Source organism: Arthrobacter sp. 05T444 (assembly GCF_056395905.1).
In genome coordinates this window covers 182,803-207,414 of sequence record NZ_JBFTKK010000001.1, presented here as the reverse complement: position 1 = coordinate 207,414, position 24,612 = coordinate 182,803, and the positions used below count along the sequence as shown (strand labels likewise).

The 24,612-nt window shown below is 64.8% G+C and carries 22 protein-coding genes; 6 read left to right on the top strand and 16 right to left on the bottom strand.

Translation table 11 applies throughout. From position 1 onward, the window contains the following. Positions 1-37: 37 nt before the first annotated feature. The 6 genes from AC1DD3_RS00945 to mtrA form a co-directional block, all read right to left on the bottom strand. On the bottom strand, positions 38-1,306 hold the full coding sequence (locus tag AC1DD3_RS00945; protein ID WP_476880767.1) for a winged helix-turn-helix domain-containing protein: 1,269 nt from the start codon (positions 1,304-1,306) through the stop codon (positions 38-40). 30 nt (positions 1,307-1,336) lie between these two features. After that, the gene (gene hpf, locus AC1DD3_RS00940; RefSeq protein WP_230117010.1) at positions 1,337-2,062 is read right to left on the bottom strand and encodes a ribosome hibernation-promoting factor, HPF/YfiA family; all 726 of its coding nucleotides are present in this window, start codon (positions 2,060-2,062) and stop codon (positions 1,337-1,339) included. A gap of 162 nt (positions 2,063-2,224) precedes the next feature. Continuing rightward, complete coding sequence (locus tag AC1DD3_RS00935) at positions 2,225-3,133, bottom strand: ComF family protein (RefSeq protein WP_476880766.1); 909 nt, start codon at positions 3,131-3,133, stop codon at positions 2,225-2,227. A gap of 73 nt (positions 3,134-3,206) precedes the next feature. Continuing rightward, positions 3,207-4,925, bottom strand: a complete 1,719-nt coding sequence (locus AC1DD3_RS00930; protein ID WP_230117012.1) for an LpqB family beta-propeller domain-containing protein — start codon at positions 4,923-4,925, stop codon at positions 3,207-3,209. Beyond that, on the bottom strand, positions 4,922-6,997 hold the full coding sequence (gene mtrB, locus AC1DD3_RS00925; protein ID WP_476880765.1) for an MtrAB system histidine kinase MtrB: 2,076 nt from the start codon (positions 6,995-6,997) through the stop codon (positions 4,922-4,924). The genes AC1DD3_RS00930 and mtrB overlap by 4 nt, the downstream gene beginning before the upstream one ends. Beyond that, positions 6,969-7,643: an MtrAB system response regulator MtrA gene (mtrA, locus tag AC1DD3_RS00920; RefSeq protein ID WP_230117014.1), complete on the bottom strand. Its 675-nt coding sequence runs from the start codon at positions 7,641-7,643 to the stop codon at positions 6,969-6,971. Before mtrA ends, mtrB begins: the two co-directional genes overlap by 29 nt. Positions 7,644-7,790: 147 nt before the next feature. Between mtrA and AC1DD3_RS00915 the strand changes: the two genes are divergently transcribed. After that, the gene (locus AC1DD3_RS00915; RefSeq protein ID WP_476880764.1) at positions 7,791-8,519 is read left to right on the top strand and encodes a DUF4166 domain-containing protein; all 729 of its coding nucleotides are present in this window, start codon (positions 7,791-7,793) and stop codon (positions 8,517-8,519) included. Positions 8,520-8,632: 113 nt separating this feature from the next. Here AC1DD3_RS00915 and AC1DD3_RS00910 read toward each other — a convergent pair whose 3' ends face one another. Both AC1DD3_RS00910 and AC1DD3_RS00905 read right to left on the bottom strand, forming a co-directional pair. Next, positions 8,633-9,676 carry a uroporphyrinogen decarboxylase/cobalamine-independent methonine synthase family protein gene (locus AC1DD3_RS00910; RefSeq protein ID WP_230117016.1) on the bottom strand — a complete coding sequence of 348 codons (1,044 nt, stop codon included), beginning with the start codon at positions 9,674-9,676 and terminating at the stop codon, positions 8,633-8,635. 3 nt (positions 9,677-9,679) lie between these two features. Next, positions 9,680-10,135 (bottom strand): chorismate mutase, encoded by a 456-nt coding sequence (locus AC1DD3_RS00905; RefSeq protein WP_476874606.1) that lies wholly within the window; start codon positions 10,133-10,135, stop codon positions 9,680-9,682. 112 nt (positions 10,136-10,247) lie between these two features. Between AC1DD3_RS00905 and AC1DD3_RS00900 the strand changes: the two genes are divergently transcribed. After that, entirely contained in the window at positions 10,248-10,907 is a 660-nt protein-coding gene (locus AC1DD3_RS00900) for an NADPH-dependent F420 reductase (RefSeq protein ID WP_230117018.1), read from the top strand. An 85-nt stretch (positions 10,908-10,992) separates the two neighbouring features. On the opposite strand, the gene AC1DD3_RS00895 is transcribed toward AC1DD3_RS00900, so the two are convergent. The 5 genes from AC1DD3_RS00895 to mnmA all read right to left on the bottom strand — a co-directional run bounded on the left by AC1DD3_RS00895 (position 10,993) and on the right by mnmA (position 17,974). After that, complete coding sequence (locus tag AC1DD3_RS00895) at positions 10,993-12,702, bottom strand: ABC transporter ATP-binding protein (protein WP_230117019.1); 1,710 nt, start codon at positions 12,700-12,702, stop codon at positions 10,993-10,995. A 2-nt stretch (positions 12,703-12,704) separates the two neighbouring features. Next, positions 12,705-13,724: an ABC transporter permease gene (locus AC1DD3_RS00890; RefSeq protein ID WP_476880763.1), complete on the bottom strand. Its 1,020-nt coding sequence runs from the start codon at positions 13,722-13,724 to the stop codon at positions 12,705-12,707. Between the two features lies 1 nt (position 13,725). Further along, complete coding sequence (locus AC1DD3_RS00885; protein ID WP_230117021.1) at positions 13,726-14,817, bottom strand: ABC transporter permease; 1,092 nt, start codon at positions 14,815-14,817, stop codon at positions 13,726-13,728. 128 nt (positions 14,818-14,945) lie between these two features. Then, on the bottom strand, positions 14,946-16,580 hold the full coding sequence (locus AC1DD3_RS00880; RefSeq protein WP_230117022.1) for an ABC transporter substrate-binding protein: 1,635 nt from the start codon (positions 16,578-16,580) through the stop codon (positions 14,946-14,948). Positions 16,581-16,831: 251 nt separating this feature from the next. Next, the gene (gene mnmA, locus AC1DD3_RS00875; RefSeq protein WP_290369700.1) at positions 16,832-17,974 is read right to left on the bottom strand and encodes a tRNA 2-thiouridine(34) synthase MnmA; all 1,143 of its coding nucleotides are present in this window, start codon (positions 17,972-17,974) and stop codon (positions 16,832-16,834) included. 250 nt (positions 17,975-18,224) lie between these two features. Between mnmA and AC1DD3_RS00870 the strand changes: the two genes are divergently transcribed. Beyond that, on the top strand, positions 18,225-19,478 hold the full coding sequence (locus AC1DD3_RS00870) for an NAD(P)/FAD-dependent oxidoreductase (RefSeq protein ID WP_230117023.1): 1,254 nt from the start codon (positions 18,225-18,227) through the stop codon (positions 19,476-19,478). Here the strand turns inward: AC1DD3_RS00870 and AC1DD3_RS00865 are convergent. Further along, entirely contained in the window at positions 19,457-20,686 is a 1,230-nt protein-coding gene (locus AC1DD3_RS00865) for a cysteine desulfurase family protein (protein WP_476880762.1), read from the bottom strand. The two genes, AC1DD3_RS00870 and AC1DD3_RS00865, sit on opposite strands and share 22 nt — an antisense overlap. A 61-nt stretch (positions 20,687-20,747) precedes the next feature. Next, positions 20,748-21,422, bottom strand: coding sequence for a helix-turn-helix transcriptional regulator (locus tag AC1DD3_RS00860; protein WP_230117025.1), 675 nt, complete (start codon positions 21,420-21,422; stop codon positions 20,748-20,750). A 106-nt stretch (positions 21,423-21,528) separates the two neighbouring features. Between AC1DD3_RS00860 and AC1DD3_RS00855 the strand changes: the two genes are divergently transcribed. Then, on the top strand, positions 21,529-21,942 hold the full coding sequence (locus AC1DD3_RS00855) for a hypothetical protein (RefSeq protein WP_476880856.1): 414 nt from the start codon (positions 21,529-21,531) through the stop codon (positions 21,940-21,942). A gap of 150 nt (positions 21,943-22,092) precedes the next feature. Here the strand turns inward: AC1DD3_RS00855 and AC1DD3_RS00850 are convergent, their stop codons facing one another. Beyond that, the gene (locus AC1DD3_RS00850) at positions 22,093-22,689 is read right to left on the bottom strand and encodes a hypothetical protein (protein ID WP_476880761.1); all 597 of its coding nucleotides are present in this window, start codon (positions 22,687-22,689) and stop codon (positions 22,093-22,095) included. 460 nt (positions 22,690-23,149) lie between these two features. Between AC1DD3_RS00850 and AC1DD3_RS00845 the strand changes: the two genes are divergently transcribed. Further along, a complete protein-coding gene (locus AC1DD3_RS00845) occupies positions 23,150-24,097 on the top strand; it encodes a J domain-containing protein (RefSeq protein ID WP_476874596.1) in 948 nt (315 codons plus the stop codon). Positions 24,098-24,139: 42 nt separating this feature from the next. Continuing rightward, positions 24,140-24,607 carry a tRNA (cytidine(34)-2'-O)-methyltransferase gene (locus tag AC1DD3_RS00840; RefSeq protein WP_230117029.1) on the top strand — a complete coding sequence of 156 codons (468 nt, stop codon included), beginning with the start codon at positions 24,140-24,142 and terminating at the stop codon, positions 24,605-24,607. Positions 24,608-24,612: the final 5 nt, after the last annotated feature.

Below are 24,612 nucleotides of genomic sequence, written 5' to 3'. Positions count from 1 at the left end.
GTTGCTCCCAGTCTCATGCTGCCGAATTCTGGCGTGTTTAGTCTACGGGAGAGACGCAGAGCACGTTGCCCCTGTTCCCTGAGAGCGGATACTGCTCTCCTGTTTCCTGGACGGCGGCCGAGACACTTCCGGCGAGGTCTCCGGCCGGAGACACCACCACGTCCTCCAGCCCCAGCCACTCGGCCATCAGCCGAAGCTCGGCGGCAAGTTCGACGGCGGTGTCCTCCGGTGCGTCCGGCTCGCCAAAGCACGCCCGGACCAGCAGTTTGCCGCCGGCCCGGTCTGCTTTGAGGTCCACCCTGGCCACGAGGCGGTCCCGGAGCAGGAAAGGGAGAACGTAGTAACCGAACCGGCGCTTTGGTTCAGGGGTGTAGATCTCGATCCGGTAGTGGAACCCGAAAAGCTCTTCCAGCCTCCGGCGTTCGAAAACCAGTGAGTCGAAAGGGCTGAGCAAAGCCCGGCCGGTTGCAGCGCGCGGTAACCGGGCGTCAACATGGCGGTACAGCTTCCGGTCCCAGCCCTGCACCGTCACCGCTTCAAGCCGTCCGCTCTCCTCGAGATGCTGAACCGATACAGCCGCGGCTTTGATCGGTGTCCTGAAGTAGTCGGCGAAACACCGTACGGTCCCTATCCCGTGCGCCTGTGCGGCCGCGTCGATAAGCCTGTCCATGGCTGCAGCGGGGTCCGGTGCCGCTTGCGCGGCCGTGGCCGGCAACACGTCGCGGGTCAGCGCATACTTGCGCTCGAACTGCTCCGTGCGCGCAGCCGAAGAGACGACACCCTCTTCAAACAGGTGCTCCAGGACGCGCTTGACGGCATTCCAGTTCCAGCCCCAGTTGACGTGTTTACGGTCCTCCACGTGGCCGATGGCCGCTGTGAGCTCGGAGGCAGTCATCGGCTTTCCGCCAGCGAGGGCATCCAGCACCAGTCGGGTGACGCCGGATTTCAGGCCTGGATCCATTGCGGAAGCGCCAACCCAAGTGCGGTTCTGCCACACCACAAGGTCCTGGAAATGTTCAGGCCTGATGAAGCTCGCTTCGTGGGCCCAATATTCCATCATCCGGCGCGGATGCTTGCCCGCCATCTGCTGAAGGATGGTGCGGTCGTAATTGCCAAGCCTCGAGAAGAAGGGAAGGAAATGGCTTCTGGCCAGGACATTGACGGAGTCGATCTGGACCAGCTGGATCCGGGCAAAGGTACGGCCCACCGTCCGTGAAGTCACGGGCGCGGCGGGCCGTCCTTTGTCCAGTCCCTGGGCTGCCAGGGCAATCCGCCGGGCCTGTGAAAGGCTCAGCGTTGCACCCATGCCAGCCCTTTCGTTTGTTAGGGCACCATCCTAGGCTGTTGCAGCCGCATCGTCGGAGCGGTAGGCGTGGATCTTCTCCTCGGCGGTGTTCTCGCCGGGCTCGCAGTAATGGTCGAGTGTGATGACACCGTAGGTCCAGCCCCGGCGCCGGTAGACCACAGACGGCGCATTCGTGGCCTTGTCCACGAAGAGGTAAAAGTCGTGCCCGATAAGTTCCATGCTGTCCACGGCATCATCCAGCGTGAGGGAAGCGGCAGGGAACACCTTGCGGCGGATCAAGACCGGCGAGTCGCCGGCGGGAATGTCGTTGTCGACGTCGTACGGAGACTTCTCAACCGGCTCCTGAGCAGGCTCGTCACGGTGGCTCGCTTCGACGTAAATAGGTTCGTTAGAGCTGGCAGGCTCCAATGTTGCCGTGGCCTCGCGTACTGCTTTGGGCGTATGCCGACCGTGATGGACCTTCTTGCGGTCCTTGGCCCTGCGGAGCCGCTCAAGCAGCTTGTTGTAGGCGAGATCGAACGCGGCGAACTTGTCTGCGGCGCTTGCTTCGGCACGGATTACGGGGCCTCGGCCCAGGACTGTCACTTCGACTGTGAGCTGGTCACCGGTCTGGCGCGCGTTCGTTTCCTTGGAAACCTTCGCGTCCACCCTCTGGACCTTGTCCCCGAGCGACTCGATCTTCGAGATCTTCTCGCCGGCGTATTCGCGGAATCGGTCCGAGACCGTCAGATTTCGTCCGCTGATCATGAACTCCATGGTGCCCTCCAAATGACTTCGGTGACACGACGGCGGCGCTTCGTGGGGACGATCTGAATGACAGTCGAGCCCCTTTCCGAGCCGCTATCGAAAGGTACAACTGATCTTGGTACCCATACCCGACGTTAGTTCATAGCAACGAGTTATTCATCCTTTCGCTGTTTATTTTTTTGTATGTCTCCGGTACCGGCAGTCCGCTTCGGACCGGGCCAGCGGGGGTGCAGCATCAGGCGCACGGGCGGCAGCCAGGACCACCGCCCCGCGGACCACTCCCCCTGCCTGATGCACTGCCCGGGCGGCTTCAGCGAGCGTCGAACCCGTGGTGAGGACGTCGTCGACAATGATGCACGGGCGGCCCCGCAATCCGCCCGCACGCCCCTTCCTGACAGCGCGCATGGAACCACGGACGCGCCGGGACCTGTCCCCTCTTCCCAAGCCTTTCTGACCGCCGGGAACGGCTGAGGCTACTCCGGGCGTCCGCACCTTCCGCAACACATCGTGGCAGCTCATGCCGTGGAGGGCGTTGCTGCGGATGAGGAAGTTCAGCATCAGGTGGACCGGGCTGAACCCTCGTTTGCGGTAGGCGCCATGGCTGCTGGGCACGGGCACGAGCCAGATGTCCCCGGCTCCGGCAGCCGCGGCGAGGATCGCCCGGCCAAGGGCCTTCGCCAGAACAGCCGTGAGCGGCCGCTGTCCATGCCGTTTGAACGCAAGGACCGACTGAGCCAACTCTTCTCGGTAGATGCCCGCTGCCACCACGGGCAGAATGATTGACCCGTCCACGTCCATCAGGGCATGTGCCGCAGACTCGGCCCGGAACGGGTGCCGCGTCAGCAGCCGGACCTGCCGCTCGCAGCCCGGGCAGATAGCCCGGTCCTCCTTGCCGCAGCAGACGCACTCAACCGGCACTGCCAAGGCCACGACCTCGGCCGCCGCGCCGGCCAGCGAATCGGCGGCCCTCAGCAGCCGCTGCGGATGTTGGCCGCGGTGCCTGGCAGGCCAGACCGGCTCAGGCAGCAGGTCCGGGTCCCTTGGCATGCTGACTGCCGGCGCCCTGCGTCGAATCTCCACACAGCAAGCGTCCCTTGAATGGCGGCGCCGGGAAAGAAACCAAGGGCCGTTTGTGGAAAACCCGTCGAATCACTCAGCCGGGAAACGAGGGGTCCTTGGGTCCTTTCAGCTGAGGGGACCAACCATTTCCGAGCCGCTGGAAGACGCCGTCCGCGGACTGCGCGAAGATCTCCTCGGGTCCGTTGCCGGCGCTGAGAGCAACCAAGCCTGGCCACGGGGCCAGCTTCTGGGGCTGGGGCGAGGTGAGGGAAAGCAGCTCCGGGGTGACATTCGCAGAGGCGGCGCCCTTCATCACCGCAACGGTCGTGTCGTTGACCCAGACGCCCTGGTTGGGGCTGTCACTGGCCTGCAGCGTGATCGGGGCCGTCAGTTCCTTGGGAGTCCCGTCCGCGCTGCGGATGATGCCTGTCACCTGGACCCGGGTGGAACCGTTTTGCTCGGAAATAACCAGCGCCCGGACGCCCTCGCGGGAGACGCGGAAATCCTTGACCGTACGGCCCGCAAGCCAGGAGGGAGCCAGTGTCACCGACGGCACGGAGGCAGCTTGCGCTATCCCGGTGGGACGGAAGGCAGTGAGCTCGGTGACCCCTTGCACTCCGGGTCCCGCGGTCCAGACCCAGTCATGCAGGCTGAACGACGGATGGGACAGCGTGCTCCGCGTGATCAGGGCCCTCGGGGGTTGCCCGGGAACCATGGAATACAGTGTGCTGCGGCTGCCGTCCAGGAAGGCCACCGACTGCGAAACCGGCGACTCTGCAGGCGACCGCGGCTTCAGGCCCGCAACGGACTGCATGTCAGGAAGCGGAGAAATCCTGTTGTTTTCGTAGCGCACCAACTCGTTGTTGCTGACGGCGATCTGGCGTGCCGGGGCATTCCTGTTTTGGACCGGCGGCAGCACCGTCCCATTATCTTCAACACGCACAAGGTCCTGATTGGCCCTTAGCTCCACATTGATGACATCCGGCTGGCTGCGGAACGTCAGGGCCAGCTGGGTCTGCATCCGGAGCCTGTCCTCGGTGGAGGCTTCGGTGAGTTCCTTGGCTGACAGGTCCACCTGGGCCGCTCCTGAGACCACCGGAACCGACTCCCGCGCCAGTTTCATGCCTGACGGGAAGGCACTGACCACGGCGCCCTTGAGGTAGGGCGCGGGGCCGGCGAGCAGGGCACTCGTCATCGACTTGACGGTCTTCTTCTTGATGAACCATCGCACATCAGGAACGGCGTAGGTGAAGGCGGGATCGTAGAAGTAGATCGGGTAGGCACCGTAAATGACCTTGAATGTCTCTTCGGGAATGGCGGTGCCGTCCGGAAGTTTGGAAATCCGCCATTCCCCGTCGACCTGGGTCAGTGTGACCGGGATGCTCTCCCTGGTTCCCGCCGGCATCTGGGTGGCGACGCCGTCGGAATCCACTGAATACGCAACGTCAAGTTCATAGTTGAAGACACCCTCGACGCCGGTCTTTACCACCTGCTCCGATCGGAACACCAGGGTCCGCTGGTCAGGCTTCCAAGCGACCGAAGAGGCCTGGGTGAGGTACTGCCGGGCCACCGCGTAGTCGTCCTCGTAGCCGCTGCCCGCAAGATAGAAATCCTCGATGACCGCTTCGGGACTTGAGCCCGTCCGGGGCGCCACCGGGAAAAATACCGGGGCATTCGGATTTCCCGCGCTCTCGTCGGTACTCTTCCCGACGGGTCCCGATCTCGGGATTTGGGCGCAGGACGTCGCAAACAGAAGCACGACGGCGAAAATGGTTGCCAGGATGCCCCTGCCACACAGTGCCCTGCCGCTCATGGCCTCTCCCTTGTGCCGGCTGCTTCGCGCGCCGACGTTTCGCCGGCCTGAACAGCTTCAATCACCTGCGCGGCTTCGTGGGGCTCGCCCGGATCAGCCGCTGCAGGCACGCTGTGTCCCAGCACGAGCACGGTGTGGTCGGTGGAAGAGGTCAGGCCAACCTCCGCCGGCTCAAGCTGAAGCGGCGACTTCGTGATCGTGTCGCCCTGCTTCAGGGGCAGGGTCAGCCGGAAGTTGGAGCCGGCGCCCTTACTGCCCCACGCCTGGAGCCAGCCATTGTGGAGTTTCGTGTCCTCCGTCGCGATGGACAGGCCCAGGCCACTGCCTCCCGTAGTCCGGGCCCGGGCGGGATCGGCGCGCCAGAAGCGGTCGAAGACCCGCGCCGCTTCAGCCGGACTCATGCCAATCCCGTGGTCCCTGACGGTGACAGCCACTGCGGTGCCGTTGGACGCCACCGAGATGTTGACCGGCTTTCCCTCCCCGTGTTCCAGGGCATTCAGCACAAGGTTCCGCAGAATGCGGTCGATGCGCCGGGCGTCCATTTCCACCACGATGCTTCCCTCCGGCGCATTGAGTGTCATGCCCGAACCGTACTCTTCGGCAACGGGAGCTACTCCCTCCATTACGTGGGCAATGAGCTGAACAATGTCTGTGGCTTCGGCGTCCAGCATGGCGACGCCGGCGTCGAACCGGGAGATCTCGAGCAGGTCCGCCAGCAGCGACTGGAACCGTTCCACCTGGTTGTACAGCAGCTCCGCGGACCTTTTGTTAATAGGGTCAAAATCGTGGCGGGCGTCGTACAACACCTCAGCTGCCATGCGCACGGTGGTCAGCGGGGTCCGGAGCTCATGGGAGACGTCGGAAACGAAGCGCTGCTGCATCTGTGACAGTGTTGCGAGCTGGGTGATCTGTTCCTGGAGGCTGGCCGCCATGTGGTTGAAGGACGCTCCCAAACGCGCCACTTCATCCTCACCCTTGACCACCATCCGCTCCTGCAGCTGTCCGGCGGCGAGTTTTTCGGACACTACCGCCGCATGGCTGACGGGGCTAACAACGTTCCGGGTGACGTACCACGCGATGGCGCCGATCATAAGGATCAGGGCTGCACCGCCAGCCCACAGGACGTTCTGGATCTCGTTCAGTGTCTGTTGCGCCGTGTTCAGATCGTAGATCAGATACAGCTCGTAGACGGTGCCGTTGAACGTCACCTTGTTGCCGACGGCGATACCCGGGCGGTCTTCCGTTCCCACCGGGAACTCTGTGGACGCCCAGAACTGCTCCTTGCCGGAATCCTGCACCGCGGCCCGGAGCTCTTTGGGAATGACACTGACCGTTAGCTGGTCAGATGCCCGGGACTCGACCCAGCGGTTGCGGGGCTTGGTTTGCTCGGGCATCGCCTCAAACACGTATCGGCGCTGGATCACCGAGCCCTTGCCCTCAACTGCATTCAGGGTGTCGTAGACAAGCGTGATCACGCTGGACTGGTCGGTGACCTGGGCGCCGTCGAACGTGTCCTGCACCTGCTTGACGTTGTAGCGGGTTTCGGACTCCGCCTGGGTCAGGCGTTCCTGGAAGAGGTTGTTGGCAATCTGGTTGGACAGGTACGCCCCGACGATCGCAAATGAACTCATCGAAAGCAGAAGTGTCGTCAGGACTGTCCTGAACTGCAGCGAACGCCGCCACCTTCGCTGCAAGGAGTACAGCAGGAACCGGATGCCGGGGAAAACCCTGTCCAGTCCGCTACGCACCAGGCGCGCAACCCGGAGTGAGACGATCAGTGCCCGCCGCCGCCAGATCCGGGCCTGCGACGGTAACCGGGCGAGGCTGGCTGCGAGGGCGTCAGTATGCTCCGGAGCCGGATGAGAATGGGGCTTCCGGGTACTGTCCGCGGCGGTCACTACGCCGTCAGTTTCAGCGGCGCCGGTGACATCGGAGCCGGTCCCCTCAAGGTCAGTCGCAGGGCGTCCCGGCGCCACGGAATCCGGCGCCTTGGCGCCGGTGCCGCTACCCTCCGGGGCGTCAGAGGGATTCTGGCCCTGGGGTTCAGGAACCTGCTTTATAGCCGACACCACGAACCGTCAATACTACTTCCGGTGCTTCCGGATCACGTTCAATCTTCGACCGCAGCCGCTGGACATGGACATTGACCAGCCGGGTATCCGCCGCATGGCGGTAACCCCAGACCTGCTCAAGGAGCAGTTCGCGGGTGAACACCTGCCAGGGCTTGCGGGCCAGGGCTACCAGAAGATCGAACTCCAGGGGCGTCAGGGAAATCCGTTCGCTGCCGCGGTTCACCGCGTGGCCTGCGACGTCAATCGTGATATCCGCGATGCGGAGCGTCTCCGGAGCCTTCTGGTCGCCGGGCCGGAGCCTCGCCCGGACACGGGCCACCAGTTCGGCGGGTTTGAAGGGCTTAGGCACGTAATCGTCGGCGCCGGACTCCAGGCCCCGGACGACGTCCGAGGTGTCCGACTTGGCAGTCAGCATGACGATGGGAACATCGGACTCCGCACGGATCTGCCGGCACACTTCGATACCGTCGGTCCCGGGGAGCATCAGATCCAGCAGCACAAGATCCGGCTTCGAGGAGCGAAAGACTTCCAAGGCCTGCCCGCCGTCCGCGCAAAAGACAGGCTCGAAGCCGTCATTGCGCAGGACAATGCCGATCATTTCAGCCAACGCCTCGTCATCATCAACTACCAGAATGCGTGCCTTCATAGTTATATATTCCCTTATTGCCCTTGCTTTGTCTTATTGACGGGATCCTCGGCATGGCGGCGGCGCAGGACCGCACATCGATTCCGTCCGGGGATGCGGGCAGCCGCTAGGATTCAGCCAGACAGATCCGCCCATCAGGAGGCCCCCGTGAACACGCCGATTTACGAACAGGCCATGGGCGCCGGCTTCGCCAAGTTGCAGCCGGAGCTGCAGGACTACTTTTCGCTGGCGCCCGGTTCAGGCCGCTATGGCGTGGGTGAAGGCATCTTCGATGTCGTGGGCTGCCGGCAACGCTGGCTGAGCCCACTGCTGCGGATCACATCCGGGGAGCAGGCATTTTTTCCCGAATACGGCGAGCGCGTGCCATTCCGGATAGAAAACCACGCGCACCTCGACCCGTTCGGCCGGTCCAGCCTGACAGCCCGGCGGCAGATATTCCTCCCCGGCCGCACCAGGATCTTCCAGGACACGACAAGCGTGCGCTCTCCGACCGCCCGCGGGGCGGCGGGACGGCCCCAGCTCGTGGATTATGTGGGCAGATATCGCCGGCTGGTCACCGACCTGAACCTCAGCGCCACGCCCGAGGGCAGGCTCCGGGGTATCTCCGATGCGTCCCGGCTGTTCCTGGGGCCGCTGCGCCTGCCGCTGCCGGCGTCGCTGGACGCAAAAGCATATGCCGAGCAATGGTGGGACGCTTCGGCGGGCCACTATGGCCGCCACCGGATCCAGGTGAAGGTCATCCAGCCCCAGATCGGCCTCGTCCTGGTCTACGCCGGAAGCTTCGACTACAGGCTCGAGTCCTATCCGGACGGCACTTCAGCGCCTGGATTCCTTCCACCGTACGCCGCGCCGGACCGGTGGGAGCAGCGGAGCTGACCGCCCGAGAAACCCTGCCGCGTTGCAGGTTCTGCCCGGTCCGGGTTTCTTGCCGGTCCGCGGTCAGTCCGGTTGCGGGTCAGTCCGGTGACGGGTTTAGCCCGGTTGCGGGTTCAGCCCAATGCGAGCTGGTTCAGGGCATCGGCCGCGTGCGTCAGCCGGGTGAGCACCGCTGAAGCACCCGACGGCGCGTACCCCTCAAGTCCCGCGGAAGGGGTGATCCGGAGCGTGCCCAGCGACGCCGCCGGCAGCCCAAGTTGCCGCCAAGGTCGCCACACCGCGTCTGCGACCTCCGCGGCCCTCGGCAATTCAGAGGCAGGGTTCTCCACTGCCAGGGCACCGGCCCAGAGCCGCTTGCCGGCTTCGACGGCCTCGGCCAGCTGTTCCCACTGGCGTGACGTCAGTGCCTTGAGCGGAACGGCTATCCCGTCGGCACCGGCGGCGAGAATCTGTTCAAACGGCGCCTCGATTTCCGGTACGGCAATGACAGTCTCGGCGGCGCCGGCGGCCCGGAGGGCATCCACCACTACCCGCCAAAGATCCGCCACCTCCTGGCCGGCGACGGAGCGCAGCGTCCGGTAACCACTGGACGTCGGAATGGTGCCGGCCAGTACCGACGCGATATCCGGTTCGTCCAGCTGAACTACGAGCCGTGCGCCCGGAACAGCGCTGGCCACGCGTCCAAGGTGCTCCCCCACGCCGGCAGCAAGGGAGGCTGCGATGTCGCGCCGTGCGCCATAGTCAATCAGGGCCCGCTCACCGTTGTGGAGGTGCAGTCCGGCGGCCAGGCTCAATGGGCCCACAAGCTGAACCTTGAATTCAGCCGCCGGGGTGTCCTCTGCCCCTGCAACATCCGCCTGCACGTTGATGTCCGTGGAGAGCGCCGACCTCGCCCGGGTGAGATCGCGACCGGGCCGGTCGACAATGCGCCAGCCGTAGGGCTGGACGTCCACCGCCATCTCCACGAGCAGGGACGCCGTGCGCCCTATGGCGTCGGCGCCGACGCCACGGTCCGGCAGTTCGGCGAGGAACGGAAGATGCGGGCTGCCCAGTTCGCCGCGGATGATGCGGGCGGCCTCAACCGGATCATGCCCCGGCCATGGGCCCAGCGCGGTGGCAGTCACCTGGAGCTGCTGCGCCTCTTCTGCTGCAGGCACGGCTTAGGCGTTGAGCGGTGTTGAGGGGCCGGAGACCGGGCCGGCCGGCCGGACGGCACCGGCCTGGCCGTTAGTACCCCGCGCGGCGGCATTGAGATGGTCCTCGGCGATCGCCTCATGGTGGCGGATCACCTCGCCGATAATGAAGTTCAGGAATTTTTCCGCGAAGGCAGGGTCAAGCTGGGCATCTTCCGCGAGCCGTCTCAGCCGTGCAATCTGCGCCGTTTCCCGGCCGGGGTCGCCCGCGGGAAGCCGGTGGGCCGCCTTGAGGAAGCCCACTTTCTGCGTCGCCTTGAACCGTTCCGCCAGGAGGTAGACGAGGGTTGCATCGATGTTGTCGATGCTGGACCGGATCGACAACAGCTCCGCCATCACTTCGGGATCCACGTGCCCGGCCAGCGAGCTCGCGGCGGGGTCGTAGGACTCAGTGTCAGGCAGATCATGGTTTAGCTCGGTCATGGTTCCAGTCTATGGGCAGAGCCGGGAACTCCGCCGGTGTTAAGCGCCCGCACCGGCCTCCGCCGGACGGAGAATGTAAGTGTTCCGCAACACACCGACGATGGAGGTTGGCATGAAGATCGCAGTTCTTGGCACGGGCATTGTGGGCAGAACCCTGGCAGGCAGACTGGTGGAGGTTGGGCACAGCGTCACGCTCGGTTCTCGGTCGGCCACGAACGAGGCAGCAGTGGAGTGGGCTGCCGGTGCCGGCCCGCTCGCGAAGGCCGCCACGTTCTTCGATGCAGCCGCGGATGGTGAGGTAGTTATCAACGCCACACCAGGCGCTGTGTCACTCGAAGTGCTCGCGGCCGCGAGCACCATGAACCTGGGCGGCAAGGTGCTGATCGACGTGGCCAATCCGCTGGACCATTCGGCGGGTTTCCCGCCGTCGCTCTCCATATCGAATACGGACAGCCTCGCGGAAACCATCCAAAGGGCGTTCCCGACGGCCAGGGTGGTCAAGGCCCTCAACACCATGCGCGCCGACGTCATGGTGGCCCCGGAGCGGCTGGCCGGCGGCGACCACGACGCCTTTCTGGCCGGCGACGACCCTGAAGCCAAGGAAGTGGTGGCGCGGCTGCTCGCGGAATTCGGTTGGCGGGCGGAACACATCAAGGATCTGGGACCCCTGGACGCCGCCCGCGGGATGGAAATGTGGCTGCCGCTGTGGCTCCGGATTTTTCTGACGCAGGGCAACAACAATGCGTTCAACATCAAGGTGGTCACCGGCTAAGGCACAAGGATGACCCCAGCAAGACAAAGCGTGCCCGCCCTCCGCTGTGGAGAGTGGGCACGCTTGCCAGTCCCTGACCGCCGGGCTAGATGCCCAGGAGGGTGCGGTGGTCTTCCCGCCGCTTCGCCTGCTCGGCAGGATCAGGCACGGGCAGCGAGGCGATGAGCCGCTTCGTGTAGTCGTGCCGCGGCGCACCCATGACGTCGTGGCCGATCCCCTGCTCAACCAGTTTGCCCTTGTACAGCACACCTACCCAGTGCGAGAGCATGTCCACCACTGCGAGGTCGTGGCTGATGAACAGTGCAGCGAACCCGAACTCCAGCTGGATTTCCTTGAACAGCTCCAGGACCTTCGCCTGCACCGAAACGTCCAGCGCAGACGTCGGCTCGTCAGCGATCAGCAGCTTCGGGTTGAGGATCAGGGCCCTGGCCAGCGATGCCCGCTGGCGCTGCCCGCCGGACAGCTCGTGCGGAAAGCGGTCAGCGTACGACGCCGGCAGCTGGACTGATTCGAGCAGCTCGCCAACGCGCTTGCGTGCCTGGGCCGGGGTTGGGTTTGTGTGGATGATGAGCGGTTCCGCCACGCAATCCCCGATGGTCAGTTGCGGATTGAACGATGCGGCCGGGTCCTGGAAGACGAACCCGATTTCCTTGCGCAGCGGCTTGAACGTCCGCTCCTTGAGGTTGAGCATCTCGTAGCCCAGCACGTTCAGGCTTCCGCCGGTGGTCCGGTTGAGGCCTGCGATGGCACGGCCGATGGTGGTCTTCCCCGAGCCGGATTCGCCCACAAGGCCAAAGACCTCCCCCTCGGAGACTGTGAAACTGACACCGTCCACAGCCTTGAAGGCAGGCGTACCCAGCCGGCCGGGGTACTCGATGGTCAGGTCCTTGGCCTCGACCAGGACCTTCCCGCCCTGGTGCGCCCGCTCAGTCATCCCTTCCGAAGCCGAGTTCCGGCCAAGGTGCGGGACGGCTGCCAGCAGCTTCTTCGTGTAGTCCTGCCGGGGTTCGGCGAACAGCGTCTTCGCCGGGGCTTCTTCGACGACGTCGCCCTGGTACATCACCACGACGCGGTCGGCGAGATCGGCGACGACCCCCATATTGTGCGTAATCAGCACGATGGCCGTTCCGTATTTGTCCCGAAGATCCCGCAGAAGCTCGAGGATTTCCGCCTGGACCGTGACGTCCAATGCAGTGGTGGGCTCATCCGCCACGATCAGTCCGGGATTCAGGGCCAGCGCTGCGGCAATGACCACGCGCTGCTTCTGCCCGCCGGAAAACTGGTGCGGGTAGTAGTTGACGCGGTTCTCCGGATCGGGGATCCCCACCTTGCGGAGGGCGTCGATGGCCCTGGTCTTGGCTTCCTTGGCGGATACCCGCTGCCCGCCGCCCGCGTGGGCACGGATGCCCTCTGCGATTTGCCAGCCCACGGTGAAGACGGGATTCAGGGCCGTGGACGGCTCCTGGAAGACCATCGCCACGTCACGTCCACGGATCTGCCTGAGTTTGGCCGCGCTGACGCTGATGACGTTGTTGCCGTTGATCAGCACCGCCCCGCCGCTCGTGGCCGTTTCCGGAAGCAGGCCGAGGATGGTCTTGGCGGTGACGGTTTTGCCGGAGCCGGATTCGCCCACGATGGCGAGGACCTCGCCGGCCTTCACCTCGAGGCTGACGTCCTTGACGGCGTATACGTCGCCGCCGTCGGTAGCGAAAGTGACCTTGAGATTCTCGATCTCAAGAACAGGGCTGCCGCTGGCCTCGTGCCGGTCGGACACTGAACCTATGTCGATGCTCAAAGTTATCTCACCTCTGCTTGCAGGGCCGCCTGGGCTACCGCTGTGGGGTCCGGTCCGCTGCCTTTGCCGCCGGCACTCTTGCGTCCGCGAAGACGTGGATCGTTCAGGTCGTTGATGCTCTCCCCCACCAGCGTGAGGCCAAGCACTGTCCACACAATTGCCAGACCGGGAAACACTCCCGTCCACCAGATGCCGGAAGTTGTGTCAGCAAGCGCCTTGTTGAGGTCGAAGCCCCATTCCGCGGCCGAGCTGGGCTCGATGCCGAACCCCAGGAAGCCAAGACCCGCCAGAGTCAGGATCGCCTCGGAGGCATTCAGGGTGAAGATCAGCGGCAGCGTCCTGGTGGCGTTGCGATAGATGTGTCGGCTCATGATGCGGACATTCGAAGCGCCCACCACTTTGGCCGATTCGACGAACGGTTCAGCCTTGAGGCGTATCGTCTCCGCCCTGATGACCCGGAAGTACTGCGGAATGAACACCACGGTGATTGAGATGGCCGCCGCCAGGACGCCCCCGAACAGGTTCGACTCGCCGCCGCTGATGACAATCGCCATGACAATGGCCACCAGGAGGGAGGGGAACGCGTAAATGGCGTCCGCGACGACCACAAGAATGCGGTCCAGCCAGCCGCCGAGGTAACCGCTCACCAGGCCCAGGATGACGCCGGCGAAGATGGACAGCACCACGGCCACGACGATCACGAAGATGGCAGTCTGCGAACCCCAAATGACGCGGGAGAACACGTCGTAACCGCCCACAGTCGTTCCCCACAGATGCTTGCCACCCGGCGGGTCCTGCGTGGGAAAGCTGCCGTCGTTGTCGGAGAGCTGGGCAAAGCCGTAGGGTGCCACGAGCGGCGCAAAGATCGCCGTGAGGAGGAACAGCCCGGTCAGGACGAGGCCGATGACGAGCATCGTGCGCTGCAGCCCCACGCTCTTGTTGAAGTGCGAAATGACAGGGAGCCTCTTGAACAGGGGCACACTGCGGTGGACGGTGGACGACACCGGAGTAGGTGTGCTCATGTCAGTACCTCACCCTGGGATCGATCAGCGCGGCCACGATGTCCACGATGAAGTTGGTGACGGCCACGATGACGGCCAGCAACACCACGATGCCCTGCACCGCCACGAAGTCGCGGGCGGTCAGGTAATTGGCCAATTGGAAGCCCAGGCCTTTCCACTCGAAGGTTTTTTCCGTGAGGACTGCCCCGCCAAGCATCACGGCGATCTGAAGGCCCATCACGGTGATGATCGGGATCAGCGCCGGCTTATAGGCGTGCTTGGTGACCAGCCTGAATTCGCTGACTCCGCGGGAACGCCCCGCCTCGATGTAGTCCTTGCCGAGAGTACCGATCACGTTCGTACGGACCAGCCGGAGGAAGATCCCGGCCGTCAGGAGCCCCAGGGCGAGCGCTGGCAGCACGGCGTGCGCCAGCACGTCTCCCAGTGCGGCCATGTTCCCGCTTCGGACCGCATCAAGCCAATAGATCCCGGTAGGCGCCTGGAGCGCTGTGAGCGATAGTTCGCTGGATGTCTTGGCACGCCCTGCAACAGGGAACCAGCCGAGCCAGACCGAGAAAGTGAGCTTGAAGAGAAGTCCCGAAAAGAAGACCGGTGTGGCGTAGCAGAGGATCGCGAACACGCGCAGCACGGCGTCGGGCATGTGGTCGCGGCGGTGCGCTGCAATCATGCCGAAAGGTATGCCGACCAGGAGCGCCACAATCAGGGCGTTGATCGTCAGTTCAAGCGTGGCCGAACCGTAGGTGGCGAGCATCTCCGTCACCTTGCGGTTGTCGGAGAGTGTGGTGCCGAAATTGCCGGTGATGAGCTGGGCGAGGTACTCGAAGTACTGCACCAGGAGGGGGCGGTCGTAGCCCGCGGCATGGATCCGCTCCTGCAGCTGTTCCGGTGGAAGCCGGCCGCCCATGGCTGCCGTAATGGGATCGCCGGTGATCCGCATCAGGAAAAACACCATGGTGACCAGGATGAAAATAGTTGGAAAGATCAGCAGGAACCTGATCATGATGTACTGGCCAAGTCCCCCGCCGGCCGATTTTTTCTTTGACGGCAGTAGGCCGTCGGCGTCGCTTGGCGGCGCCTCAATCAGAGTAGTCATTCTTACCTAAAGTTGACGTTTCCGGGGCACCGTGGCGCCCCGGATCTACTGTGCATCCAGCAGAAAAGGCGGGACGCCGGCTGGGCGTCCCGCCTCCTAAGCTGGACAGGATCTGATGGGGTCAGGTCCTACTTGGAGATCACGCCGAGACGCGTCTTGAACGACGGGTCAAGGGTTTGTTCCACGCCCTTGACATCCGCGCCGGCCACCATGAGCTGAGCGCCCTGCAGCAACGGCAACGTCGAAAGGTCCTTGGCGACGGCGGTCTGCGCGTCACCCAGAAGCTTTTCGCGCTCGGCTTTGTCAGCCGTGACCAGTTCCTTCTTGACGAGGTCGGTGACAGCCGGGTTCTCGTAGTGGTTCTTCAGGAAGTTGCCGGGGATAAAGAACGGCGTGAGGTAGTTGTCGGCGTCGGAATAGTCCGGGAACCAGCCAAGCTGGTAGACCGGGTAGGCATCCGCGGTGCGTGCCTTGGAGTAGGTGACCCACTCGGTTGACTGCAGGTCCACCTTGAACAGGCCGGACTTCTCCAGCTGTTCCTTGACCATGGCGTACTCGTCGCCGGAAGACTTACCGTAGTGGTCCGGGTTGTACTGCAGTTTGATGTTGACGGTGCCGGAAATACCGGCGTCGGCGAAGGCCTTCTTGGCCTTTTCAACATCCGGCTTGCCGTTGCCGTCACCGTACATTTCCTTGAGAGGCTGGGCTGCACCCGGCAGTCCATCCGGGACGACAGAGTACGCCGGCAGGTAAGTGCCCTTGTAGACCTGGGTGGCGATGGCGTCGCGGTCGACAATGTCGGCCATGGCCTGGCGTACTGCGAGCGCCTTCTTGGGATCCGCATCCGCGGACTTTGCACCGAACGGCATGGTGTCAAAGTTGAACACGATGTAGCGCAGCTCGCCGCCCGGGCCCTTGTGGACCTTGACCTTGGAATCCTTTTCCAGGTCGGCGGCGTCGGTGGCTGTGAGGCTGCGGCCGGCGACGTCGATGTTGCCCTGCTGCACATCCAGCTTCAGGTTGTTCGAGTCAGCGTAGTACTTGATGTTGGCGCCGTCATTGGCGGGTTTGCCGAGCAGGCCGTTGTAGTCCGGGTTGGCCTTGAGGCTGACAAGCTCATTCTTCTTGTAGCTCTCGATCGTGTACTGGCCCGCGAAGGGTTTGCCCTTGACGATGTCGTCGTCGCCCATGACTTTGTCTGCCGGAAAGACTTCCTCATCGATGATGGGGCCGGTGTTGGTACCGAGGACGCTCGGGAAGACCTGGTCGTTCGCCGCCTTAAGCGTGAAGACGACCGTGGAATCATCCTTGGCTGCCACCGATTTCAGATTCGAGAGCAGCGAAGCCGGCCCGTTGGGGTCCGCAATCTTGACAACGCGGTCGATGGAGAACTTGACGTCCGAAGAGGTTAGCGCGTGGCCGTTGGCAAACTTGAGGCCCGGCTTAAGCTTCACGGTGTATTCCGTGGGGCTCGTGAAGGAGGCGGACTCCGCGATGTCGGGGCTGGCCTCCGCTGATCCGGGCTTGGAGTTCATGAGGAACGGATAGATCTGGTTCATGACCATGAAGGAGCCGGCGTCATAGGAACCCGCAGGATCGAGAGTAACCACCTTGTCCGTGGTGCCGTACGTGATGGTGCCACCGCCAGCACTGCCGGTGGATGTTCCGCCGCCGCCGGAGGGGCCCGTGCAGGCAGTCAGTGCGAAAGCGGAAATGCCTGCGAACGCGATAGCGCCCTGCAAGGCTTTTTTGTTCATTGCCATCTGTGAACTTTCTGTTCGATGATTGCGCGCGCGGCCCGGCATGAATTGTGCGGGCGACACGCAGTCCTGATGCCTTGATTGAACCAGACGGTTGCCCGGTGAAACGTTGCATCCTGTGAGATGAGACACAAAATTTACCATAATTGGGTGGGTCAGGGTTCCGGACCTACTCATGGGTACGAAAAAACGGCCGGCGGAAATCCGCCGGCCGCTACATGGTCCGGAGTTGAGAGATCAATCCAGAGGGCGCGTTAGTTCAGCTCGGCGCGCTGCATCGAGCGCGCGGTGTCGATCGTGGCCTGGCCGAGAACCCGGCTGCCTTGGTACAGCACAACGGTCTGCCCGGGCGCGACGCCGCGCAGGGGCTCCGTCAGCGTAACCACGAGGCCGTCCCGAGAGAGGCCGCCGTCATCGGCAATCCGCTCTACCCGGCCCTTCGCAGGAACGGGGTCGCCGTGCGCGCGGACCTGGGCGTAGCAGTCGAATTCGGCACCGGTGTCCACTTCGCTGATGGGCAGCCCAGCCCAGGAGACCTTGATGCCGCGGATCTCATCGATGGCCAGGAGCGCCTCGGGTCCCACCACGACCTTGTTTTCCTTGGGCCGGATTTCCAGCACGAACCGGGGCTTGCCGTCGGCTGCCGGCGTGCCCAGCTTCAGACCGCGGCGCTGGCCGACCGTGAAGGCATTGGCCCCCGGGTGCTCGCCGACTTTGGACCCGGTTTCGTCAACGATGTCGCCGGTGGTCATCTCGATTTTCTCCGCGAGCCAGCCGGCCGTGTCGCCGTCGGGGATGAAGCAGATGTCGTGGCTGTCAGGCTTGTTGGCCACGGACAGTCCGCGCCTCTCCGCTTCGGCCCGCACCTCGGCCTTGGACGGGGTTTCCGCGAGCGGGAACATCGAGTGCTTGAGCTGTTCGTGCGTGAGCACACCAAGGACGTAGCTCTGGTCCTTGGCCCAGTCCGCGGCACGGTGTAGTTCACGGTTGCCGTCCGAGTCTTCGATGACCTTGGCGTAGTGGCCCGTGCACACGGCGTCGAAGCCCAGGGCGATTGCCTTTTCCAGGAGCGCGGCGAACTTGATGCGTTCGTTGCAGCGCATGCAGGGGTTGGGCGTCCGGCCGGCAGCGTATTCATCGATGAAGTCCTGGACCACATCCTCCTTGAACCGCTCGGAAAAGTCCCAGACGTAATAGGGGATCCCTAGGACATCGCACGCGCGCCAGGCGTCTCGGGAGTCCTCGATGGTGCAGCAGCCCCGGCTTCCCGTGCGCAGGGTGCCGGGCATCCGGGACAGCGCAAGATGAACCCCGACGACGTCGTGCCCCGCCTCAACGGCGCGGGCGGCGGCAACGGCGGAGTCAACTCCGCCGCTCATGGCTGCTAAAACTCGCATGTCGGCTTTCTGTAGGCTGTTCACGGCAATCCGGCCTTCAGGCCGGTGCAGCAAGTCAGGGTGGTGAACCCGCTGACACGCCGCTTGCCCGTCTATTCTACCGCCCGACGGAATCGGGGCTTGAATCGCCGTGGCGGCCCATCTTCTCCTGACGTCCGGGACCTTGACGGTTCCCGGCGTCCCTTCTAAAGTCAAAGGCAATGGTTTTAGAGCGCGGGCGCAGTGGCCCGCCGGACGAATCGAGCTGATCATGACCCCTGAGAGCATCATTATTGCGGGGGCGGGACTGGCCGGCGCCACAGCCGCCCGCACACTTCGCACTGAAGGATTCCAAGGCCAGATCACAATTGCCGGGGCGGAGTCCCATTACCCCTACATCAGACCGCCGCTTTCCAAGGAATACCTCTTGGGAAAAGCGGGGGAGGACGACGTGGAGGTGGTGCCGGAGAACTGGTATGCGGACAACAATGTCAGCCTGCGCCTCGGCGTTCCCGTCACCGAGGTTGATCCGGTCAGCCACACCGTCCGTTATGCGGACGGCGGATCGCAGCACTACGGTGCCTTGCTTCTCGCCACAGGGGCACTCCCCCGGCCCCTTCAGCTGCCGGGCACCGGACTCGACGGCGTCACCACCTTCCGGACGCTGGATGACAGCCGCCACCTGCGGGACCTGCTCGCGGACGGTGGCCGCAATGTTGTCCTGATCGGTTCGGGCTGGATTGGCATGGAGCTGGCAGCAGCGGCCAGCAGCTACGGGAACCACGTCACGCTTCTTGGGCTGGAGGCGGTTCCACTCGGCGGCGCCATTGGCCCTGAGCTGGGCCGGTTCTTCCGGGCCCTGCACGAGGGCAACGGCGTGCACTTCCGGCTGCCGGCGTCGGCACGTGAAATCACCGGGCACGCGGGCAAAGTCACCGGAGTGCTCACGGATTCGGGCGAGCAGCTGCCGGCGGACATCGTGGTCATCGCCGTCGGGGTCGTTCCGGACACCGCACTGGCCGGCGCGGCCGGCCTGGAGCTACGGAACGGCATTCTCACCGATGCGTCGCTGCGGACCAGCGCCCCCGACATCTTCGCTGCCGGCGATGTGGCCAATGCCCTGCATCCGTTCACGGGCGAGCACATCCGCAGTGAACACTGGGCCAACGCGCTCAACGGCGGCAAGGTCGCAGGAAAATCTATGCTCGGCCACGACGCCGCCCTGGACGTCATCCCGTACTTTTACACAGACCAGTTTGACGTCAGCATGGAGTATTCGGGCTTCCCGTCTCTTGCCGCAGGCGCCGCTCCCGTCCTCCGGGGGTCCCTGGAGTCGAAGGAGTTCGTCGCTTTCTGGCAACGGGAAGGACGCGTAGTGGCAGGCATGAGCGTCAACTGGCCACGGTCCAGCAAGCCAAGCGCGCAGAAGACCATCAAGGCCCTCATTTCCGCGCGCTCGGAGGTGGCTGCCGAAACGCTGGCCGACCCGGCGGTCCCGTTTGATCAGCTGATGCCGGACGCCTGACGGGCAACAGTGGCAGCGGTCTGGATGGATGACTCATGGCCGGCCATCCCGGCCTGCCGGGCGCGGGAGTAGGCTCCCGGCAGGGCAGCCAGGAGCGCGTCCACATCCGCTTCCGTCGACGGATGGCCGAGGGTAAAGCGCTGCGCACCGCGGGCGGTTTCCTCGTCCAACCCCATGGCCAGCAGGACATGGGACGGGCGTGGGACACCGGCGGTGCAGGCGGATCCGGTGGACGATTCCACGCCGGCAAGGTCAAGCAGGAAAAGCAGCGAATCCCCTTCGCAGCCTGGAAAAGTGAAGTGCGCGTTCCCGGGAAGCCGGCCCGCCCCGGGCGCTCCACGTAACACCGCCGCAGGAACGGCTTCGTGGACCCCCGCAATGAGCCTGTCCCTGAGGGCCGCTATCCGTGCTGATTCTTCGCGGAGATTCTTGGCTGCTGTGTCAGCGGCTGCCGCAAAGGCGGCGATCGACGCGGTGTCCAGGGTGCCCGAGCGGACGTCCCGTTCCTGGCCGCCGCCGTGCTGCACCGGGGTGAGCTTCACGGCGCGTCCCAGCATCAGGGCGCCGACGCCCACGGGGCCGCCGATCTTGTGCCCGGAAATGGACATGGCGTCGAGGCCGGAAGTTTTGAAATCCAAGGGCACGGAGCCGAAGGCCTGCACGGCGTCGGAGTGAACAGGCACCCCTGCGCGGTGGGAAAGCTCCACGACCCGCTGGATGGGCTGGACGGTGCCAACCTCGTTGTTGGCCCACATGACCGTCACGAGGGCAACCGACTGCGGATCGCGCAGGAGTTCGGCCTCAAACGCCTCAAGGTCCAGCACGCCGTCGGAATCCACCGGAAGCCAGGCGACCTCGGCACCTTCGTGGCGTTCCAGCCATTCCACGGTGTCCAGGACGGCATGATGCTCGACGGCGGAGCAGAGTATCCGCCGCCGGCCTGGGTCGTCGCTGCGCCTGGACCAATAGAGGCCCTTGACGGCGAGGTTGTCGGCCTCGGTGCCGCCCGAGGTGAAGATCACCTCAGACGGGTGCGCTCCAGCGGCTGCGGCGATGGTTTCGCGTGCATCCTCAACGGAACGCCGGGCGCGGCGTCCGGCACCGTGGAGGGACGACGGGTTTCCGGTCCGGGCCAGTTCGCGGGTCAGCGCGGCCAGAGCCTCGGCGGCAATGGGCGTGGTGGCGGCATGGTCCAGGTAAGCAGGCACAGGATCAATTCTACCCGCGGCCGTGCGGCACGTTCGGCCCTTCGGGCGCGAAAACAGCCCCTTACGGCCTGATCCTGGCACAGCAGCGTCCAGAGGTCCGATCCTCTTCCACCTTCTCCTCCGGCACACCGCAGGCGGAGGCGGCGCCACTGAGGAAGGCGCCGTTCATGGCGCAGACTACGTCCGCATGCCCGTCAGCGAGCCGGTGGAAGGGGCAGTTCATCAGCACAATGCCCCCCTGCCCGTCGGGCGTCGGCCGGTACCCGGTTTCGGTCAGCAGTTCCTCCAGGGAGGCCCCGCGCTCAGCCGAAGCACGGCCGCGGGAGTGGGCCGTGGCGACGAGTGCTTCGTGGGCGGAACCCTGGCCAGACATTGACGCCTCGATTGCGGACGCCATGAGCTCCCCGGCGAGGTCGTAACTCCGGTCCGGGACCGACACTCCGACTTCGTCAAGCGCCGGGCGGTACAGCTTGGCCGGGCGGCCCGAACCGGGGCCGGCCTTCCCGCCAAGCTTCCTGAATTCGACGGCGAGCAGGCCATCCCGCACCAAACGGTCCAGGTGAAAGGATGCCGTGCTGCGCGGCAGGTCGAGGGCGCCGGCTGCGTCGTCGCGCCCCACCGCTGAAGGCGATGAGGCGACGAACTCAAAAAGCCGCCGCCGGGTGGCATCACCCAGTGACGTGAGGGCGGCAAGCCGCGCTGCCCACGACAGCTTTGTGGTTGGTTCACGGGTCATGACTCAAGCGTATCTCTAAAAACAAGATCCGTTGCTTAAATGTCCACGCCGGGTCTAAAATCAAGTTATCTACTTTTAGAAGGAGCGTGTCATGAAAACCCCAGTGATGAAACCGTCTGCAAACGACGCCACAAGGACCGGAGCGTTGGCGCAGGACACTGCCCGGCAGGCCTTCCTGCTCCTGCGAACCGTCTTTACGGTGGCGCCGATCCTGTTTGGCCTGGACAAATTCTTCAACCTGCTCACGGACTGGACGGGCTACCTCGCCCCGGTCGCGACGTCGGTGGTCCCCGTGTCCGGGCAGACCTTCATGTACGTGGTGGGGATCATCGAAATTGTTGCAGGGGTGCTCGTGGCGTTCCGCCCACGGATCGGTTCGCTGGTGGTGGCTGCGTGGCTGCTGGGCATCATCGTGAACCTGCTCATTCTCGGCAACTTCTACGACGTCGCGCTGCGCGACTTCGGCTTGTTGGTGGGGGCCTTGGCGCTCAACCGGCTCGCTACGGCCGCCCGAAAGTAGCTTCGCCCCGGCCTCCGGTCCTCGGCGTAGCAAAGGTCCACGGCGTAACAAAGCATGGCGTGAACGCCCACAGCCCTGACCCGACAGCCTGAGACCCCTGACCGCGCTAGCGCATAGCTCACCACGCGCAGCACGGCAGGGGTCCGGCTGTTACTCGGCAGGCGGCACGACGGTGAGCCAGCGCGCGACGTCCGTCTTTGCGGCGGTGAGCGCTGACGCCGTCGGGCATGAGATGGCCACAAAAACGGATGAACCCGCCTTCCCGAATACCCTGGCCAGCACGGCACCGGTGGTGCCCTTGGATACAGCGGCACGCTCAAGGACGAGGACATCCACGGTCGGACCCTGCCTGCCCGGTTCTCCGCCCCAGCGAAGCGATGCCGGCGTCAGGTATTTCGGCAGGATGGTGGGATCGAGATAGGCGAAAAGCCCCTCTGTCGATTCCCTGTCGTTGCCTGCTACCAGCGGCCACTGATTGATCCGGACCTTGGCCGCGGCCAGGCAGCCGTCGGATTTCCGGTACTCACTGGCGGCTCCGGCGCCGTTCCCTGCCCGCCGCCAGCCCGGCGCGTCAGCCAGACCGTCGGACAACTGCACGGGAACGCCGCGGGCGAGCGTGGACCCTGCCGAGAAGGGCATGCTGCGCGCGGCGACGGCGCCGGCATCGTGACCCGGTGAGACCGTAGGGGTGGCGGGCTGGCGGGTGGCGGGTGCCGTGTCCGGGGCGGCCGGGTCCGGCACCCGCACGCTGCAGCCCCGAGAAACGCCGCGGCCACTACTGCAGCCACCACTACCCACGCCCGACGTTCTTGAGCCCTGCGCCCGGGAGCCAGTTGCCCCGGACCGGGGCGACGTCGGTCACGGCTTCTCAGACTGCCTCGCCGCAAAGCGCATAGCACCTCGGCCATCTCCACCTTCCAATTGTCGCCGGCACCCGGATGCGGCGTGCGGCTCGTCCCCCGCGCACTACGGGCCTTCGCAAAAGTCTAGACGGGGCCGCCCCTCCCTCTAAGTGCCGGGCCGTTGGGCGCAGCTCCATTGCCGCCGGGGCCGTTCGATGTGGACCCGGCCGCGTGGGCGCTCCATTGCCGCCGGGAACCTTGGACACAGGCACGGACGTTGTCTGACTAGTCCGGCATGGCCGGCCGATATGCTTGGCTGACCGGGCGGCGTGAGTGCGCTGGCAACATCAACCGAAGGACCGTGCTTGAGCGAGGGCAACAGCTCCCACTACGAGGTACTCCGCGTCCCCGTGACCGCAACGGACAGGGAGATCAAGGTGGCCTACCGCCGGGCGGCAAGGGCCTCGCATCCCGATCACGGCGGTGACGCCGCAACGTTCCGGCTAGTCACCCTGGCGTATGAAACCCTGATCGACCCCCGGCGGAGGGCGGCCTATGACCGCTCTTACGCCGGCGGACCCCGGCACCGGAACAGGGAAGGCGCGGACGAGGCACACTTTGATGCACCGGCGGCCGGAAGCCATGCCTCCGCGACGATCCACAGGCCGGGAACTCCCCGGAACACCTCGGGGGACGAGCCCATTTACGTGCCGCCCTTTGACACCCCAGGCGCCGTCCCACTTGTCCCGTTCGACGTGGCCAGCCGGCAGGTCCATGGGATGCCGAGAAAACGCGGCATCTTCGGCGCCGAAGCCCGGATCCAGCGCGAGCTGCGGACCGTTCAGCTCATCAGCCGGCAGGTTCTGCCTGCGATCCCGGCGGCACGGCTGATCAATGGCCTGCAGTCTCCCGCGGACAACAGCCACATCGATCACGCATTGCTCTCGGGCTACCGGCTTGCCCTGATCGGATCCATGCTCCTGCCCAAAGGCGCCTATGCCTGGGACGGCGGCACGCTTAACCACGGCGGCCGGTCAATCGCTCCCCCGCAGCTGACCCAGGTGGTCTGGGCAATGCAGGACATCTTCCCCGAACTGAACGTGACGGGGTGGACAGTGGTCCACAGCCCGGACGGCAACCTTCACGAACCCGTCATCGATCACCACCGCCGGTCCCGCGGCTCCTCCGATGTTGTTCAGGTGGTCAACGCAGCCGGTCTCGCCAGGGGCCTCAAGCAGTTCCTGGCCGGCGGGCCCGCGCCGAACACTGTCAACGTCCCGGTGCTTGCCAGGCTGCTCAGGGGGATGCACTGACCCGGCGCCGGCCCGGCATTTTCCCGGCATTAGGATGGAACGGTGTTCCGCATCCTCTTCCACACCCCTGAAATTCCCGGCAATACCGGCAACGCCATCCGGCTTGCCGCCATCACCGGCGCCGAACTACACCTCGTGGAGCCGCTGGGCTTCGATTTCTCGGATGCCAAGCTGCGCCGCGCCGGCCTGGACTATCACGATCTTGCAGTCGTGACAGTCCATCCGGACCTTGAGGCGGCCTGGACGGCCCTGCAGCCCGAACGCGTCTTCGCCTTCACCTCCGACGGCGAACTGTCCTACACCGACATTTCATACCTGCCGGGCGACGTCCTGCTGTTCGGCCCGGAGTCGGTTGGGCTGCCCGAGCATGTGAAGAACGATCCCCACGTGACGTCCCGGGTGCGGCTCCCCATGCTGCCCTCACTGCGGTCCTTGAACCTGGCGAACGCCGCCTCCATCGCCGTGTACGAAGCCTGGCGGCAGCACGGCTTCGCCGGCGCGCAACTCTGATCCGG

Coding starts and splice junctions, on each gene's coding strand:
- AC1DD3_RS00945 (WP_476880767.1), bottom strand. CDS start 1,306: ATGGGTGCAACGCTGAGCCTTTCACAGGCCCGGCGGATTGCCCTGGCA.
- hpf (WP_230117010.1), bottom strand. CDS start 2,062: ATGGAGTTCATGATCAGCGGACGAAATCTGACGGTCTCGGACCGATTC.
- AC1DD3_RS00930 (WP_230117012.1), bottom strand. CDS start 4,925: ATGAGCGGCAGGGCACTGTGTGGCAGGGGCATCCTGGCAACCATTTTC.
- mtrA (WP_230117014.1), bottom strand. CDS start 7,643: ATGAAGGCACGCATTCTGGTAGTTGATGATGACGAGGCGTTGGCTGAA.
- AC1DD3_RS00905 (WP_476874606.1), bottom strand. CDS start 10,135: ATGACCGAGCTAAACCATGATCTGCCTGACACTGAGTCCTACGACCCC.
- AC1DD3_RS00900 (WP_230117018.1), top strand. CDS start 10,248: ATGAAGATCGCAGTTCTTGGCACGGGCATTGTGGGCAGAACCCTGGCA.
- AC1DD3_RS00890 (WP_476880763.1), bottom strand. CDS start 13,724: ATGAGCACACCTACTCCGGTGTCGTCCACCGTCCACCGCAGTGTGCCC.
- AC1DD3_RS00885 (WP_230117021.1), bottom strand. CDS start 14,817: ATGACTACTCTGATTGAGGCGCCGCCAAGCGACGCCGACGGCCTACTG.
- AC1DD3_RS00880 (WP_230117022.1), bottom strand. CDS start 16,580: ATGGCAATGAACAAAAAAGCCTTGCAGGGCGCTATCGCGTTCGCAGGC.
- mnmA (WP_290369700.1), bottom strand. CDS start 17,974: ATGCGAGTTTTAGCAGCCATGAGCGGCGGAGTTGACTCCGCCGTTGCC.
- AC1DD3_RS00870 (WP_230117023.1), top strand. CDS start 18,225: ATGACCCCTGAGAGCATCATTATTGCGGGGGCGGGACTGGCCGGCGCC.
- AC1DD3_RS00860 (WP_230117025.1), bottom strand. CDS start 21,422: ATGACCCGTGAACCAACCACAAAGCTGTCGTGGGCAGCGCGGCTTGCC.
- AC1DD3_RS00855 (WP_476880856.1), top strand. CDS start 21,529: ATGAAACCGTCTGCAAACGACGCCACAAGGACCGGAGCGTTGGCGCAG.